15 protein-coding genes and 1 tRNA gene are annotated in these 15,086 nt (G+C 34.3%); 10 read left to right on the top strand and 6 right to left on the bottom strand.

What is annotated here, in order from left to right:
• Positions 1-4: 4 nt before the first annotated feature.
• The 7 genes from GGR42_RS09525 to GGR42_RS09555 all read left to right on the top strand — a co-directional run bounded on the left by GGR42_RS09525 (position 5) and on the right by GGR42_RS09555 (position 7,559).
• Entirely contained in the window at positions 5-946 is a 942-nt protein-coding gene (locus GGR42_RS09525) for a hypothetical protein (RefSeq protein ID WP_167963245.1), read from the top strand.
• Between the two features lie 60 nt (positions 947-1,006).
• Positions 1,007-1,399: a ribonuclease P protein component gene (gene rnpA, locus GGR42_RS09530; RefSeq protein ID WP_167963247.1), complete on the top strand. Its 393-nt coding sequence runs from the start codon at positions 1,007-1,009 to the stop codon at positions 1,397-1,399.
• Complete coding sequence (locus GGR42_RS09535) at positions 1,380-3,008, top strand: S41 family peptidase (RefSeq protein ID WP_167963249.1); 1,629 nt, start codon at positions 1,380-1,382, stop codon at positions 3,006-3,008. Before rnpA ends, GGR42_RS09535 begins: the two co-directional genes overlap by 20 nt.
• Positions 3,009-3,012: 4 nt before the next feature.
• Positions 3,013-3,498, top strand: coding sequence for a GyrI-like domain-containing protein (locus tag GGR42_RS09540; protein WP_167963251.1), 486 nt, complete (start codon positions 3,013-3,015; stop codon positions 3,496-3,498).
• Positions 3,499-3,535: 37 nt separating this feature from the next.
• Positions 3,536-5,650 carry a pyrroloquinoline quinone-dependent dehydrogenase gene (locus GGR42_RS09545; protein ID WP_167963253.1) on the top strand — a complete coding sequence of 705 codons (2,115 nt, stop codon included), beginning with the start codon at positions 3,536-3,538 and terminating at the stop codon, positions 5,648-5,650.
• Positions 5,651-5,720: 70 nt separating this feature from the next.
• The gene (gene dcm, locus GGR42_RS09550) at positions 5,721-6,941 is read left to right on the top strand and encodes a DNA (cytosine-5-)-methyltransferase (RefSeq protein ID WP_209023948.1); all 1,221 of its coding nucleotides are present in this window, start codon (positions 5,721-5,723) and stop codon (positions 6,939-6,941) included.
• Between the two features lie 3 nt (positions 6,942-6,944).
• Complete coding sequence (locus GGR42_RS09555) at positions 6,945-7,559, top strand: hypothetical protein (RefSeq protein ID WP_167963255.1); 615 nt, start codon at positions 6,945-6,947, stop codon at positions 7,557-7,559.
• On the opposite strand, the gene GGR42_RS09560 is transcribed toward GGR42_RS09555, so the two are convergent.
• The 3 genes from GGR42_RS09560 to GGR42_RS09570 are packed head-to-tail and all read right to left on the bottom strand — an operon-like array spanning position 7,556 to position 9,355.
• Positions 7,556-8,005 (bottom strand): GNAT family N-acetyltransferase, encoded by a 450-nt coding sequence (locus GGR42_RS09560; RefSeq protein ID WP_167963256.1) that lies wholly within the window; start codon positions 8,003-8,005, stop codon positions 7,556-7,558. The two genes, GGR42_RS09555 and GGR42_RS09560, sit on opposite strands and share 4 nt — an antisense overlap.
• Positions 8,006-8,920 (bottom strand): cation diffusion facilitator family transporter, encoded by a 915-nt coding sequence (locus GGR42_RS09565; RefSeq protein ID WP_167963258.1) that lies wholly within the window; start codon positions 8,918-8,920, stop codon positions 8,006-8,008. It lies immediately after the preceding gene.
• 3 nt (positions 8,921-8,923) lie between these two features.
• Positions 8,924-9,355 (bottom strand): RpiB/LacA/LacB family sugar-phosphate isomerase, encoded by a 432-nt coding sequence (locus GGR42_RS09570; protein ID WP_167963260.1) that lies wholly within the window; start codon positions 9,353-9,355, stop codon positions 8,924-8,926.
• A gap of 597 nt (positions 9,356-9,952) precedes the next feature.
• On the opposite strand from GGR42_RS09570, the gene rnr reads away from it, so the two are divergent.
• The 3 genes from rnr to GGR42_RS09585 all read left to right on the top strand — a co-directional run bounded on the left by rnr (position 9,953) and on the right by GGR42_RS09585 (position 13,563).
• Positions 9,953-12,145 (top strand): ribonuclease R, encoded by a 2,193-nt coding sequence (rnr, locus tag GGR42_RS09575; RefSeq protein ID WP_167963262.1) that lies wholly within the window; start codon positions 9,953-9,955, stop codon positions 12,143-12,145.
• A gap of 62 nt (positions 12,146-12,207) precedes the next feature.
• A complete protein-coding gene (locus GGR42_RS09580) occupies positions 12,208-12,888 on the top strand; it encodes a head GIN domain-containing protein (protein ID WP_167963264.1) in 681 nt (226 codons plus the stop codon).
• A 12-nt stretch (positions 12,889-12,900) separates the two neighbouring features.
• Positions 12,901-13,563: a LysE family translocator gene (locus GGR42_RS09585; protein ID WP_167963266.1), complete on the top strand. Its 663-nt coding sequence runs from the start codon at positions 12,901-12,903 to the stop codon at positions 13,561-13,563.
• Positions 13,564-13,592: 29 nt separating this feature from the next.
• Here GGR42_RS09585 and GGR42_RS09590 read toward each other — a convergent pair.
• The 3 genes from GGR42_RS09590 to GGR42_RS09600 form a co-directional block, all read right to left on the bottom strand.
• Positions 13,593-13,663: transfer RNA gene (locus tag GGR42_RS09590), tRNA-Cys, on the bottom strand.
• 49 nt (positions 13,664-13,712) lie between these two features.
• Positions 13,713-14,072 carry a dihydroneopterin aldolase gene (gene folB / locus GGR42_RS09595; protein WP_167963268.1) on the bottom strand — a complete coding sequence of 120 codons (360 nt, stop codon included), beginning with the start codon at positions 14,070-14,072 and terminating at the stop codon, positions 13,713-13,715.
• A 49-nt stretch (positions 14,073-14,121) separates the two neighbouring features.
• Entirely contained in the window at positions 14,122-15,069 is a 948-nt protein-coding gene (locus GGR42_RS09600) for a PorP/SprF family type IX secretion system membrane protein (protein WP_167963270.1), read from the bottom strand.
• Between the last annotated feature and the right edge of the window lie 17 nt (positions 15,070-15,086).

Raw genomic sequence — 15,086 nt, forward strand, 5'->3', positions numbered from 1 at the left:
TAGAATGTTGCCAAAATTTTCTTCCTGTGTCCTTTTCTTATGGCTAATTAATATACACGCCCAAGATAAGCTGGAAGAAAATTCCATAAATTATATTAGAGTCTCTACTTCTGCGGAAGAAATAGAAAGCAAGTCTGTTACCGCTGTCTATTCTGACCATTTATTCTTGGCCAGAGACAAAAACCAAGATTCTTATTGGTTTGTTGGATATTCAAGAAATAGGGTTCAATATATTAATGGAAAAGTTGCTCCCTTACAGTTTGCTCCTGGGGGAAGTTATGTTGGGAAAAAGATTGGGTCAAAAAAAATACAGCGGCTACTTAGGGCAATTAACAATTCTAAATCTGTTTTAACTGTTTCCGATGAAAATTTAGGTGAAATTGTTTCAAGAATTACTACCAAGAAAATTAAATCTATTCTAAAAAAAAATCATCTTTATAGAGACTTTAAATCTTTTTTTTCTGCAAGCCAACAAACACTGTTCTACCATAGTCTTGGCCAGGATAGCTTAAGCTCATACATAGAAAAAAGGTTCAAGCCAACGGACACATCCATCGTAACATTTCCCAAATCGTTTGAAGTTGCTTTTTATCAAAATGCCTTTTCTGTTAAACTAACGGGAAATACCATGAACTCCGCTCTTCATCCTTGGGCATATTATAAAACAACAGTGTCGGATTCCTTGGAATTACATTTTGAAGAAAGAAAATTAAATATTGATCCAAAACTTTCTCCTTTTATAAAAAAAAGGCAAATAAGGAAAGAAAAAAAGCTTGAATATCAACTAAAGTATAATCTTGATATTAATATCGCTATTGAGGAAATACTTCCTTCCAATATGTGGAATCAACCCTATACTACAATAGATGGCATTATAAAAGACTATGTTTTGTGGTATTATAATGAGTTTAAGAAACATGGCGGGAAACTAGAAATCCAAAAGTAAATAATATGAAACAGTATCTTTATCCTGTTATTTTTCATTTAAGGTGTTTATAATATTAATATGAAATTCACTTTCCAAAAAAGAGAAAAGCTGAAAAGCAAAAAAATTATTGAAAAGCTTTTTGAGGAAGGTAAGAGCATTTCCCATTATCCTATAAAGTTAATTTATCTAAAGGTTCAGCCACTTCCAGAAGATGTTAAAATTAGGGCAGGTGTTGCGGTGCCCAAAAAGAATTTTAAGAGCGCGGTAAAAAGAAACAAAATAAAAAGACTCCTTAGGGAAAGTTATAGACTAAACAAGCAGGTGGCTTTTAACAACATAGAGGGAAACTTTGCGTTTTTATTTTTATACCTTGGAAAAGAATTGCCACAATATGCTGAGGTAGAAAAAAGCTTGATAGTTTTATTACAAAAATTCTCTAAACAAATAGCTCATGAAAAGTTTGATGAATAAGCGCATTTTAGTTCCTGTTTTTGCTCTGATTTTTTTGGTTGCCACAACTAGTTTTAAAAGTGATTTCTTTGAAATTGCCAAGCAAATAGAAATTTTTACAACACTTTTCAAGGAATTGAACATGAATTATGTGGATGAAACCAATCCAGCTGAATTAATGGATACCGCCATTAAAAATATGTTGGATGAATTAGATCCCTATACCAAATTTCTTAATGAACAGGATGTGGAGGCTTTTAAAATAAACAATGCCGGCGAATATTCTGGAATTGGTGCTTTGGTTCGGTCATATGATGATCGTTTGTTAATTGTTGAGCCTCACAAAAATTATCCTGCAGACAAAGCGGGTCTAAAGGCGGGAGATGAAATCATACAAATTGGAGACATAAAAGTAGCGGATTTTAAAGAAAACGCCTCTGACCTTTTAAAAGGCGCTAACAACACCAGTGTTGAAATCACATACAAAAGACAAGGGGAAACCAAAACCACATCAATAACTAGAGAGGGCATTGAGGTAGATGCAGTGCCCTATTATAAAATGGTAGACGCCACAACGGGCTATATTGTTTTGTCAAAATTTAATGCAAAGGCTTCCAAGCAGACCAAAGAAGCGATTGTGGCGCTTAAAAATGAAGGTGCAGAAAAGCTAATCTTAGATTTAAGAGGAAATCCTGGAGGCTTATTGTCCGAGGCCATCAATGTTACCAATCTGTTTGTGCCAAAAGGGGAGCTTATTGTGACCACAAAATCAAAAGTCAAGAAATTCAATAGAGAATATCATACTAAAAACAAGCCCGTGGACATGGAGATTCCTTTGGTGGTCATGGTAAATGGCAGTAGTGCATCTGCCAGTGAAATTGTGTCTGGCAGCTTGCAAGATTTGGACCGTGCTGTTGTTATGGGCGCTAGGAGTTTTGGAAAAGGGTTGGTTCAACGCCCTTTAAAACTAACTTATGGCACACAGCTTAAGGTTACAATTTCCAGATATTATACACCATCAGGAAGGTGCATACAATCTCTGGATTATTGGAACAGAGATGAAGCGGGTAAAGCGGTTAAAACGACAGAGTTTAATGATTTTACCACTCGGAATGGACGAAAAGTACAAGATGGTGGAGGGGTGTTGCCAGAAGTCGAAATAAACACTACAAAAACAAACACCCTAACTAGGGCTCTTTTGGTCAACCATGTTATATTTGATTACGCCACAAAGTACTATTATGAAAATGCAGTAGAAAACATTAATAGTTTTAATTTTTCCGATGCGGACTATAGCTCCTTTAAAGATTATGTGTCCAAAAGTAATTTTGAGTTTGAAACCAAGGCCGAAATTGCCATAAAAAAAGCAATGATGGATGAGGGTAATGTACTTTTTGGTAACGAAGTGGAAAACAATTACCGCTCTTTATTGGTAGAAATAGAGAAAAGTAAAATTGCATCGCTGGATAAATATCAAAAAGAAATTCGAAAAAATCTTGAGGATGAAATTGTTAAAAGATATTTCTACCGAGAGGGTCTCTATGATTATTATTTAAAAAATGATGAGGCCATCATGACCGCAACAGAGCTTTTGTCCAATAAGGCAAAATACTCGGACCTTTTAAAATAGATACATGGAAGTATTCCTGAGAATAGAAAATGTTCCAGAGAAGACGGTAGTGGGCATGTCTGCTAAAATGACCCTTACAGATAACAAGACCTCTTTTTTGTGGGGCAAATTTATGCCAAGGCACAAAGAAATAAAAGGCCGTTTAGGCTCAGAATTCTATGCAATGCAGGTCTATGGCTCTCCTCTTTTCAAGAGCTTTACGCCACAAACAGTATTTGAACAATGGGCCTGTGTTCCAGTACAAAAAATTGATGATATTCCCCTTGGTATGGAGTCATTTATTATACCTATTGGGTCTTATGCCGTGTTTGTCCACAAAGGATTACCTAGTGATTTTTCAAAAACGATGGAGTATATTTCTAAAGTTTGGTTTCCCAAATCTGATTATACTTGGGATTTTAGGCCCCATTTTCAAGTAATGGGCAACAAGTATAAAAATAACGACCCAAATTCAGAAGAAGAGGTTTGGGTTCCCGTTAAATTAAAATAACCTTATCTTGTATAGGTCATTTTTAAGACTTTATACAATGAAAAATATTCTTTTAGTGTTTGTTTTTATGGCTTCAGTTTTAATAAGCTGCTCCAAAAACAAGGAAAATGTAGTCAAAGAATATACAACGTGGTCTTCTTATTTAGGCGGGTCAGACCGGAATCATTATTCCAAACTTTCCCAAATTACTCCAGAGAACGTTAAAAAATTAAAATTAGCATGGTCATATTCAGCTATTGATAGTGGACAAATGCAAATGAGTCCCATTATTGTGGACACAATGGTTTATGGCGTTACTGCCGCTGTTAGGGCTGTTGCGATACATGCAGAAACAGGTAGGGAAATATGGCGCTTTGGCGATTCATTAAAAGTTTGGCATTCAACAAGCCGAGGAGTTTCTTACTGGGAAAAAGACAAAGACAAACGTGTTTTCTATACCAGAGGTGAGCATCTTTTTGCCTTGGATGCGCTAACTGGAAAACCTATTTCTTCTTTTGGAGAGAATGGAAAAATTGATCTTCGGAAAGGGTTTCCAGAATCTGCCAAGGACAAGTTCATTGTATCCAATACCCCAGGAACCGTTTTTAAGGATTTAATTATTATGCCAACAAGGGTTTCTGAAAATGCTGGTGCAGCACCAGGTGACATTAGGGCTTTTAACGTCTTAACAGGTGATGTTGAATGGGCGTTTCATACAATTCCATATCCAGATGAGCCTGGATCCGAAACCTGGGAAAATAAAAATGCCCGTACGGATGAGTTTATTGGCGGTGCCAATAATTGGGCGGGAATGTCATTGGATGAAGAAACGGGTATAGTTTATGTTCCTACGGGTACTGCTTCCCCTGATTTTTACGGTTGGTTACGTTTGGGAAGCAATTTATACTCCAATTGTCTTTTGGCATTGGATGCCTCAACAGGAAAGCTTTTATGGCATTATCAATTTACCCATCATGATCTTTGGGATAGGGATTTGCCAGCTCCGCCCAATCTAATTACAGTAAACCATGATGGAGTAAAAATTAAAGCCGTTGCACAGGTTACAAAACAGGGATATGTGTATTTATTTGACCGTAAAACAGGGAAGCCTTTGTTTGACATAGAAGAACGGCCTGTCCCCGCTTCCTCCCTAAATGGCGAAGAAGCTTGGCCAACCCAGCCGTTCCCCACGATGCCAAGACCATTTGCAAGACAATCAGAGGATTTAACGGAAAATGACATAAGTCCCTATGCTGAAAACAAAGAAGAGCTTAAGGAACTGTTTTTAAAAGCGGATAAACGCACCTACGCTCCTCCCAATACAAACCCTGTCTTGCTTATGCCTGGATATGATGGGGCTGCTGAATGGGGTGGTACTGCCGCTGACCCAAATGATGGAATCATATATGTAAATTCCAATGAAATGGCCTGGATTTTACAAATGGAAAAAAATGATGTTGTTTCCTCTTCTTTAACTTTGGGTGAGCGAACATATTTGTCCAATTGTGCCACCTGCCATCAAAAGAATAGGGAAGGTCTTCCCGCAAGTGGTTTTCCGTCCTTAATCAACATAAAAGATAAACTCACTAAAAACCAAATAGAACAAACCATTATTAATGGTAAGGGAATGATGACAGGTTTTCCTCAAATAAACGGCGATGAAAAAGAGGCACTACTTCGGTTTTTGTTGGGTTTGGAAATTAAACATAGTGTTGGTCCAGAAATTAATAGTGAAAATATCTCTGATTTACCATACAAACACATGGGGTACAACAAATTTTTGGACAGCAATGGACTTCCTGCCATTTCTCCTCCTTGGGGAACTTTGCATGCTATCGATATGAATTCAGGGGAATTTATATGGTCCATTCCTTTTGGGGAAACCCCACATTTAAAAGAGCAAGGATTTCCTACAACGGGTACCGAAAATTATGGGGGAGCTGTTGTTACGGAAAACGGACTATTATTTATCGCAGCCACGAAAGACGGTTTTTTTAGAGCTATTGATAAGCATACGGGGGAAATTTTATGGGAATATGAACTTCCCGCTCCTGCCTTTGCAACACCAGCAACTTATGAGGTAAATGGCAAGCAATTTGTTGTAATTGCTTGTGGCGGTGAAAAACTGGGCACAAAAAAAGGAAACCAGATTGTAGCCTTTGCCTTAGATTAACTAGATATTATTTTAATTAGGATCTTGTATCAAAATCCTCGATATTCGCACTACACTATAAATTATAAAAATGCTTAAAGTAGTTGAGCTTTTTGCCGGAGTTGGGGGATTTCGTCTGGGGTTGGAAAAAAATAAAAAATACAAGGTTGTATGGAGCAATCAATGGGAGCCTTCCACAAAAACCCAGCATGCATCAATGGTTTACGAAGCTAGATTTGGTGAAAAAAACCATAGTAATAAGGATATTTCCTCTGTTAAAACAAAAGATATTCCAGATCATGATCTGTTGGTTGGCGGTTTTCCTTGCCAAGATTATTCCGTTGCAACAACACTTCAAAATTCAAAAGGGTTAATTGGTAAAAAAGGTGTGCTTTGGTGGTCCATTCATAGAATCCTAAAAGAAAAAAAGGAAAAGCCCAAGTACCTTTTTCTTGAAAATGTGGATCGGTTACTAAAATCACCTTCGAATCAAAGAGGACGTGATTTTGCCATTATGCTCAAAAGTTTGTCAGACTTGGATTATGCCGTAGAGTGGCGTGTGATCAACGCCGCAGATTATGGAATGCCACAACGTAGAAGAAGGGTGTTCTTTTTGGCTTACCACAAGTCTACTATAGTTTATAAAAAACTGAATAATATTGGTCCTCTTCAATGGATAAAAGAGTTGGGTACAATTGCTTCTGTCTTTCCAATTAATACCATTATTGAAAAAGAAAACGAATTTAAATTGAAGGGTGATTTGGTATCTATTTCTAATACTTTTAATGTTGATAAGCTGGTCTCTCCTTTTCAAAATTCAGGAATTTGTATTGATGGAACTGTTTACACTGGTAAGACCTCTGCAAAATACAATGGAAACAAGGTTCTTTTGAAAGATATACTGCAAAAAGATGGGGTTTCTCAAGAATTTTATTTGTCCAATAAAGATTTGCATAAATGGAGTTATTTAAAGGGAGCAAAAAAAGAGGTTAGAAAGGCAAAAAATGGTTTTGAATATAATTATAGTGAAGGTGCAATGGTCTTTCCAGATGCCCTTGACAACGCTTCCAGAACTATAATTACCGGAGAAGGGGGCAAATCGGCCTCCAGGTTTAAACATGTGGTACAAACCAAAAAAGGGATGAGAAGATTAACTCCTATTGAATTGGAAAGATTAAATATGTTTCCTGACAACCATACAAAATTAGAAGGCATTACAGATACCAAAAGAGCATTTTTTATGGGTAACGCCTTAGTTGTGGGGGTTGTGGAAAAAATAGGAGATGCACTTTTTAATAAAATTAATTCTTAATCCATGGATTTAAAAAGTAGTTTTAAGTCCGACTTGAACAAAGAACAAAAGCTTTCAACTTTGTTGGATGAATGCTACAAAAATTACTTAAAGAACTACACGTATAAAAGAATCCATGATTTAAAAAGCCAACTTATGGGGATTGATATAATTTTTACCCACAAAAGTTCTGGAAATTCCTTTTATATTGACGAAAAAGCACAATTGGATTATATAAATGATGACTTGCCCACTTTTGCTTTTGAGCTGCAATATGAGAAAGGTGGTTTCCTTAAGAAAGGGTGGCTTTTCGATGAAAACAAATCAACAAATTTTTACTCTTTAATTACGGGCATATATAGCGATGAACCCGAAAAATTCACATCTTGTAAGATAACGTTTGTCAATAGGGAAAAACTAATAGAATTGTTGTCCAATAAAGGAATTAATAATAGTTCTTTGTCCGCTTATATAGAATCAAATACTGCACAAAACGGTAAATTGATTATAGATGAATTAAATTCTAAAAATGAAGGTTATTTGTTTTTCTCTTCATCCAACAAGAAAGAAAAGCCCGTAAATTTGATTTTAAAGTTAGAATTCCTTCTTAATGAAAACGTTGGTAAACGGTTTTGCTAAACCTTTTTTCTAATCATTGTTACATGGGGAATTCCATCCTCTAGATATTCTTCTCCCTTTTCTATGAATCCCAAACTTGTATAAAAATTTTTAAGGTAGGTCTGTGCAGAAATTTTAATTATGGGTGATTTAAATCTATCCTCAATAGCTTTAATAGAAGCCTTCATTATATCTTGCCCATATCCATATTTTCTTTCCTCTTTCTTGACCACTACCCTACCAATACTAGCTTCAATAAAATATTCACCAGGTTTAAAAATTCTAGTATAGGCCACTATTTTGTTATCCTTTTTACCAATAACATGTAACGCTTTTTGGTCTTTTCCGTCTAAATCTTGATATACACAATCTTGTTCAACCACAAATACTTCTGATCTTAATTGTAGTACATCATATAGTTCTTCTATTGTGAATTCCTTAAGGGATTTTATTTGTATATCGAGCATTTAATCCTGGACTATTACTTTTTTGCTATCACATTTTCCAAATTCTGGTTGAATATTTACATGGTTTATACCAAAATCGTGAAAGACTTTTTCTTCTATTTCATTCAAAATAGTATCAAACTTGGAAAGACTTATATCCTCTTTAAAATCAATATGTGCCTCTAGGTGTACTTCAGCTTCGTTTAATTGCCAAATATGAACATGATGAACGTTCCTTATTGGTTCAATTTTGCATAATTCCAATACTATTTTTTGAACCTCTATTGTTTCTGGTGTAAACAACATCAATACTTTTGTTGATGCAATTAAAAGCTTATATCCCATATAAATAAGATAAAGAGCTATGAGCAGTGTAAGTAATGCATCAACCCAATATATTTTATAAAACATCATTAGAAAACCTCCAACTAATACAGCAATCGAAGCCATCATATCTGTTAGCAAATGTAAATATGCAGATTTCATGTTCATATTACTATCTGCATCTTTTTTTAGTAGAATAACACTAAAACCATTTGCAACAATACCTAGTAGAGCAAGCCAAATTACTATATTGGATTCTATTTCTTGCGGTGAAATAAAGCGTACAATTGCTTCCTTTATTAATATTACCGCAACAATAATAAGGGTGGATGCATTTACAAATGCCGCTATTATCTCTGCTCTTTTATAACCAAATGTCTTGTTGGTGGATGCTTCTTTTTTGGACAAGACCGTAGCTATATAGCTTACAATCAAAGAAAGTACATCACTAAAATTATGAAGTGCATCAGAAAGTAAGGCAAGGCTACCCGAAACAATACCCCCTACCACTTGAGTAAGTGTTATTATAATATTTAGAAGAATGGAAATAACAAGGTTTCTCCCTTTTAAATCTGGATGTGCGTGTGAATGATTATGGTGATGATGTTCCATGTGCTAAACACAAGGTATTTTTTCTATTCGTCTTTCGTGTCTTCCGCCAGCAAATTCGGTAATTAAAAATGTTCTTACCATTTCCAACGCTTGGGGTAAAGAAATAAATCTTGCCGGAAGACTTAATATATTAGCATCATTATGTTCTCTCGCCAGTTCCACTATTTCTTTGTTCCAACAAAGGGCACATCTAATTTTTTGATGTTTATTAGCGGTCATAGAAGCTCCGTTACCGCTGCCACAGATAATAATTCCCATATCTACCTTACCTTCTTCAACCTCATTTGCTACAGGATGGATAAAATCTGCATAATCCACGCTATCTGTGCCATCTGTGCCATGATTGTTCACTTCTATATGCATGGATTTTAATAATCCAACAATAGCAAGTTTATATTCAGTTCCCGCATGATCATTTCCTATTGCTATTCTCATAACATCTACATTTTAGTGTATAAACAAAGGTACAAAACCCTTTTAATTAATATAAATAATAGGATGTTAACAATCTTATTTTTATAATTTCAAAATATTGATTATCAGCATATTAATTTTTTACTCAAATTGTTGATAGTAAACTTATAATTAATAAAACTTAATTTTTATTTCTTAAAAATAAATTGTCTTATGAAAGACTTTGTATAAATCAAAATAAACTTTTAATAAGTAAGTATCAATTTGTCAATACAAGATATCCTCGTAATTAACATTCACATAACATTAAATTATTAAAAAATTTATGTTGAAACTAGTTATTAATACTTGTTTATAAAAAACGTAACCTCTTGATAACTATTAGAAATAAGAAATGATAAAATTATAATAAAAAGATTATTGTGTTAAGAGCAAATATTTACCCATAATTTTATAGAGACTATTAACAGACAATCATAAACACTATTTTTTATTAATTATTAAAAAGAAAAATATGTATTTGTTTATATATGTTAATAACATTTAAAATGGCTCTCTTTCTAATTAAGAGAAGCTAATGGATTATAATTTGTAATTTTCCCAAAATATTAAAAGTTAATGACTAAAAGGAATAAGAGAGCTAAGAGTCAAAGAAAAAATGAGATAACGAAAGGGATTTTCACGGTACTTGAAAAAGAACCAAAAAAGAACTTTAATTATAAGCAAATTGCGGCGAAATTAGGAATTGATAATGCAAACGACAGAAATGAACTTATAAAAAGATTGGTTCAGTTAAAAGAAAAGAGGAGAATTGAGGAAATAGATCCCGGCAGGTACAAAGCTATTGCTGATACAAAATCATACCATACAGGAAGAATAGATATTACAGGAAGAGGAAATGCGTATGTAATTATAGAAGGAATGGACAATGACGTTTTTGTCCCATATAATAAATTAAGAAAGGCCTTTCATGGAGATACTGTGGAAATTTATATTTATCCTCCAAAAAAAGGAAAAAAATTAGAAGGGGAAGTCCATAAGGTGGTGGAAAGAAAGAAAACCACCTTTGTAGGTATTGTGGATTTACAAAAATCATTTGCTTTCGTAAAACCTTCTGATTTTAGAATGTATACGGATATTTTTGTTCCTTTTGATAAAATAGGAAATGCAAAAGATGGAGAAAAAGTTATTGTAGAAATTAATGAATGGCCGGATGACGCGGATTCACCAATAGGTGAAATTACAGAGGTTTTGGGAATTCCTGGAGAGCATAATACAGAAATTCATTCCATTTTAGCTGAGTATGGCTTACCCTATGAGTTTCCTGTGGATGTTGAGCGTTATGCAAATACATTGGATACAAGTATTAAAAAAGAGGAAATAGCGAAGAGAAGGGATATGAGGGATATCCTCACATTTACAATTGATCCAAAAGACGCTAAAGATTTTGATGATGCACTTTCTTTTAAAAAGTTAGAAAATGGAAATTATGAAATAGGCATTCATATTGCTGATGTTTCCCATTATTTGGTACCCAACACTATTTTGGAAGATGAAGCTTATGAGAGGGCAACTTCGGTTTATCTTGTTGATAGGGTAGTTCCCATGTTACCAGAGGTTTTGTCCAACAATGCTTGTTCATTGAGGCCTAATGAAGAAAAGTATACTTTTTCCGCAATTTTTGAAATAGATGACAAAGCTATTCTAAAAAATCAGTGGTTTGGCAGAACAGTTATTAACTCCAATGAACGTTTTGCTTATGAAGAAGCACAGTATATAATTGAAAATAAAAATGGTAATATTCCACAAGATGTTTCTATAAGAGAGAATGCTTACCAAGTTAGTGATGATGTGGTGGATGCTACATTAACTCTTGATAAATTTGCCAAAATAATGCGTTCAAAAAGAATGGATGAGGGTGCAATTTCTTTTGATAAAGTTGAAGTTCGTTTTAATCTGAACGAAAAAAACGAACCAGAAAGTGTTTATTTTAAAGAAGCTAAGGACGCAAACAAACTTATAGAGGAGTTTATGTTGTTGGCAAATAGAAAAGTTGCAGAGTTTATAGGAAAACAGAAGCCAGTAAAAACATTTGTTTATAGAGTACATGATGAGCCAGATGAAGAGAAATTAATGAATTTAAACGGTATTATTTCTCGCTTTGGGCATAAACTCGACTTTAAGAATAAAAAGACCATTAGCGACTCTTTAAATAGGCTTTTGGAGGATGTTAAAGGTCAAAAAGAACAGAACTTAGTGGATACATTAGCTATTCGAAGTATGAGTAAAGCAATTTATACAACAGATAATGTTGGCCATTATGGTTTAGCTTTTGACTATTATACACATTTTACCTCTCCCATAAGAAGATATCCAGATGTAATGGTACATCGGTTATTGCAACATTATCTTGATAAAGGAAATTCTCCAAAGGCAGAAGTGTATGAAGAAAAATGTAAGCATTCGTCCAATATGGAAAATCTTGCGGCTAATGCAGAAAGGGACTCTATAAAATATATGCAGATAAAATTTATGCAAGATCACCAGGATAAGGAATTTATAGGCGTGATATCTGGAGTTACCGAATGGGGTATTTATGTAGAAATAATTGAAAATAAATGTGAAGGGATGGTGAGGATTAGAGATATAAAAAACGATTATTATAACTTTGACGAGAAACAATATGCCATTGTTGGGGAAAGAACAGGTAGAGTATATCAATTAGGCGACACAGTTACCGTAATGGTAAAAAGCACAGATTTAATAAAAAGACATTTGGATTTTACTTTGTTGGATAAAATAAACCAATAAAAACAGTGTTCTAGTATAGTATTAGTTATCTTTTGTAGGATTTTACTTTAAAAACCAAATCAATGAAAAGGATAGTTTTATTAGTTTTTATTTGTGTAGGTATTTATTCGGGTACAGCACAAAAAGAAGAAATAATACAATCTCTAGATAAGTTTACTGAAGTTAAGGGCTTTGATGGATTGTCAATAAACTTAATTAAGTCCAATGAAAATAGGGCGGTAATTACTGGGGCAAATACCCAAAAAGTTGCTATTGTAAACAATCAAGGCGTTTTAAAGATAAGAATGGAAATCAATAAATTGTTCAGTGGTTATAGAACATTTATTGATTTATATTATACAGAAACTTTAACTGTGATTGATGTCAATGAGGATGCCAAAATAATATTAAAGGAAAAAATAACACAAGATATTCTTGAGCTTAGGGCACAAGAAGGTGGAGAATTGCATATAAATGCCGAAGTGGAACAAATACTGGTAAAAGCGGTTACGGGTGGTGTTATCACTACAAAGGGTACTTCTAAGCTTCAAGATGTAAATATTAATACTGGTGGGGTATATAATGGAAAAGAGCTAAAAACAGAATATAGCACCATTAGTGTCAATGCGGGATCCAATGCAAGTATTTTTGCCACAGATTATGTTAAAGCTACCGTTAAGGCCGGAGGAGAAGTACTAGTGTATGGTAATCCAACAAAAATGGATGAAAAAACAATTTTTGGTGGCAAGGTAACCAGAATGTAAAAGAATAGTTCAATGTTTGAAGATATACAGGCGGCAATTCCCTTAGGCTTTATCTTAAGCTTTATTATTGGCCCTGTATTTTTTGTTTTATTGGAGACCAGTGCAACAAAAGGATTTAGAGCAGCTGTATCATTTGATTTAGGTGTTATTCTGGCCGATGCAATTTTTATATTAACTGCTTATTTCAGTAGTTTCCAATTATTGGAGAATTTAAGTAACCAACCGGGATTATTTGTTTTTGGTGGTGTAATTTTACTTATTTATGGAGTAACTACTTTTTTTAAAAATGACCCAAAGGAGAATGATAAAAAAATTAAAATCTCTAAAAACTATCTAGGTCTTTTTGTCAAGGGTTTTTTGTTGAATTTTATTAATATAGGGGTTCTGGTTTTTTGGTTGGGAATCATTATTGTTGTTGGCCCCAGCCTAGACAATGACCCAAAACGAATAGTTACTTTTTTCTCCGCAATGCTTGCCGCTTATTTTGTAACCGACATATTCAAAATCTTACTTGCAAAGCAATTAAAAAGAAAACTTACTTCTAAAAGAATAGTACTTCTTAAAAAAGGTCTCGGGATTATATTGGTTATTTGTGGATTAGTATTGATAACCAAGGGATTTTTACCAAAGGACAAGTTGAATATTGAAAAAGAAATAGAAAGAATAAGAAAATAAAAAACCCGTCAAATCTGACGGGTTTTTTGAGGCATCGAGCGGATTCGAACCGCTGTACAAGCTTTTGCAGAGCTGTGCCTAGCCACTCGGCCACGATGCCATTAAGGCTGCAAATGTACTATTTTTTTAAGTTTCTAAAAAAGGAAAAATTAAGGTCTTTTTTCCTTTAACAAAACGGTAACGCTTTCTACATCCCCTCCAATTGGAGGGTTTATTTTGGATACAGAAACAGAAATTTTTTCAATTAACGAAATTTCAGAAAATAACCTGTTTATAATTCTTTTTCCAACATGTTCCAATAGTTTGGAAGGAACGGCCATTTCTTCTTTTACCACGTGGTTTATATGAACATAGTCCACTGTATCGGATAAAGCATCAGAGGTAGATGCTTTTGTTAGATTAGCCTCCACAGAAACATTAACCAAATAATCACTTCCAATAATGCTTTCTTCTTTAAGACAGCCGTGAAAGGCATAGACACGAATATTATCTACATTGATTACACCCATAAATTTTATCGAAATTTATGCAAACTTAGTTAATGTAAAGAAGATGTGGTTAAAATGAGCACCTACAATTGCTCAACCCTTGGAAAAGATCTACACCTAGAGTAACAACATGGGTTCCGGTACTGTAACCTAAAATTTCGTTTAGGATTATTTGATATGAATATCCAAAGTAAAAATTATTCTTTTTTAAGCCCACAATTGGTGCAATGTAAAGCGGATCACCAATTTGGTCATTTAAAAACCTATACGTAACCCCAGCGTAATAATAGTCTTCAAAATCGTGCCACCTAAATTTTGTGTTTACATCGGTTACAGATCGGCCATCACTTTCAAACCATTGAAAAAAAACGGAAGGTTCTATTTCTAAATTGCTGTTTTTACTTTTAGAATAACTATACCCAGTATATATGTAGTAGTTTCTTAATTTGTTCGGTTCAAATTGCGTATCAAATTTTGTTAGGTCTTTTGGTAAAACATTGGAGGCATTTGCGCTTATATAGTACTTATCCTTTCGGTACATAATTCCTATATCAAAATTGTGGTTTGTTGTTGCTCTATCGTCTATTACCCCAGGATCGTTGTTGTCAATGAAATTTTCAATATCTATCCTAAATTGGTTAAAGTTATAGGAGACACCAAAAGATAAAAACTCATCATCATATCTATCAATGGTTAAGTGGTGGGCAAAAGAGACCCTTGCCCCTCTTTGTTTTGTTTCACCATTGCTATCGTTGTATAATAACATTCCTAACCCAGACCTATTGCCCAACCTGGCATCTGCGGCCAAGGACTGTGTGTCTGGGGCATCTTCAATGCCCACCCATTGGGTCAACCCATTAATTCTAATTTTGATATGGTCACCAATACCAGCATATGTTGGGGACATTACAAAGGGATTGTCCGCCAAGTACTGGGAAAGTTGAGGAATAGTAAGCTCCTGTCCTTTTGCACAAAGCACACTCAAAAATAAAGACAAGACCAGCAGTTTACTCCGCATAGTTTTTAGGTTAAGTT

This window comes from Saonia flava (assembly GCF_011927795.1).
GTDB classification, from domain to species: Bacteria; Bacteroidota; Bacteroidia; order Flavobacteriales; family Flavobacteriaceae; genus Saonia; species Saonia flava.

Bases quoted from the DNA above. Each gene is read 5' to 3' on its own strand.
- folB (WP_167963268.1), bottom strand. From the start codon at position 14,072: ATGGGTGTAATCAATGTAGATAATATTCGTGTCTATGCCTTTCACGGC.
- GGR42_RS09585 (WP_167963266.1), top strand. From the start codon at position 12,901: ATGTTTGAAGATATACAGGCGGCAATTCCCTTAGGCTTTATCTTAAGC.
- GGR42_RS09555 (WP_167963255.1), top strand. From the start codon at position 6,945: ATGGATTTAAAAAGTAGTTTTAAGTCCGACTTGAACAAAGAACAAAAG.
- GGR42_RS09540 (WP_167963251.1), top strand. From the start codon at position 3,013: ATGGAAGTATTCCTGAGAATAGAAAATGTTCCAGAGAAGACGGTAGTG.
- GGR42_RS09560 (WP_167963256.1), bottom strand. From the start codon at position 8,005: ATGCTCGATATACAAATAAAATCCCTTAAGGAATTCACAATAGAAGAA.
- rnr (WP_167963262.1), top strand. From the start codon at position 9,953: ATGACTAAAAGGAATAAGAGAGCTAAGAGTCAAAGAAAAAATGAGATA.
- GGR42_RS09535 (WP_167963249.1), top strand. From the start codon at position 1,380: ATGAAAAGTTTGATGAATAAGCGCATTTTAGTTCCTGTTTTTGCTCTG.
- GGR42_RS09600 (WP_167963270.1), bottom strand. From the start codon at position 15,069: ATGCGGAGTAAACTGCTGGTCTTGTCTTTATTTTTGAGTGTGCTTTGT.
- GGR42_RS09545 (WP_167963253.1), top strand. From the start codon at position 3,536: ATGAAAAATATTCTTTTAGTGTTTGTTTTTATGGCTTCAGTTTTAATA.
- GGR42_RS09580 (WP_167963264.1), top strand. From the start codon at position 12,208: ATGAAAAGGATAGTTTTATTAGTTTTTATTTGTGTAGGTATTTATTCG.
- GGR42_RS09565 (WP_167963258.1), bottom strand. From the start codon at position 8,920: ATGGAACATCATCACCATAATCATTCACACGCACATCCAGATTTAAAA.
- GGR42_RS09570 (WP_167963260.1), bottom strand. From the start codon at position 9,355: ATGAGAATAGCAATAGGAAATGATCATGCGGGAACTGAATATAAACTT.
- GGR42_RS09525 (WP_167963245.1), top strand. From the start codon at position 5: ATGTTGCCAAAATTTTCTTCCTGTGTCCTTTTCTTATGGCTAATTAAT.
- dcm (WP_209023948.1), top strand. From the start codon at position 5,721: ATGCTTAAAGTAGTTGAGCTTTTTGCCGGAGTTGGGGGATTTCGTCTG.
- rnpA (WP_167963247.1), top strand. From the start codon at position 1,007: ATGAAATTCACTTTCCAAAAAAGAGAAAAGCTGAAAAGCAAAAAAATT.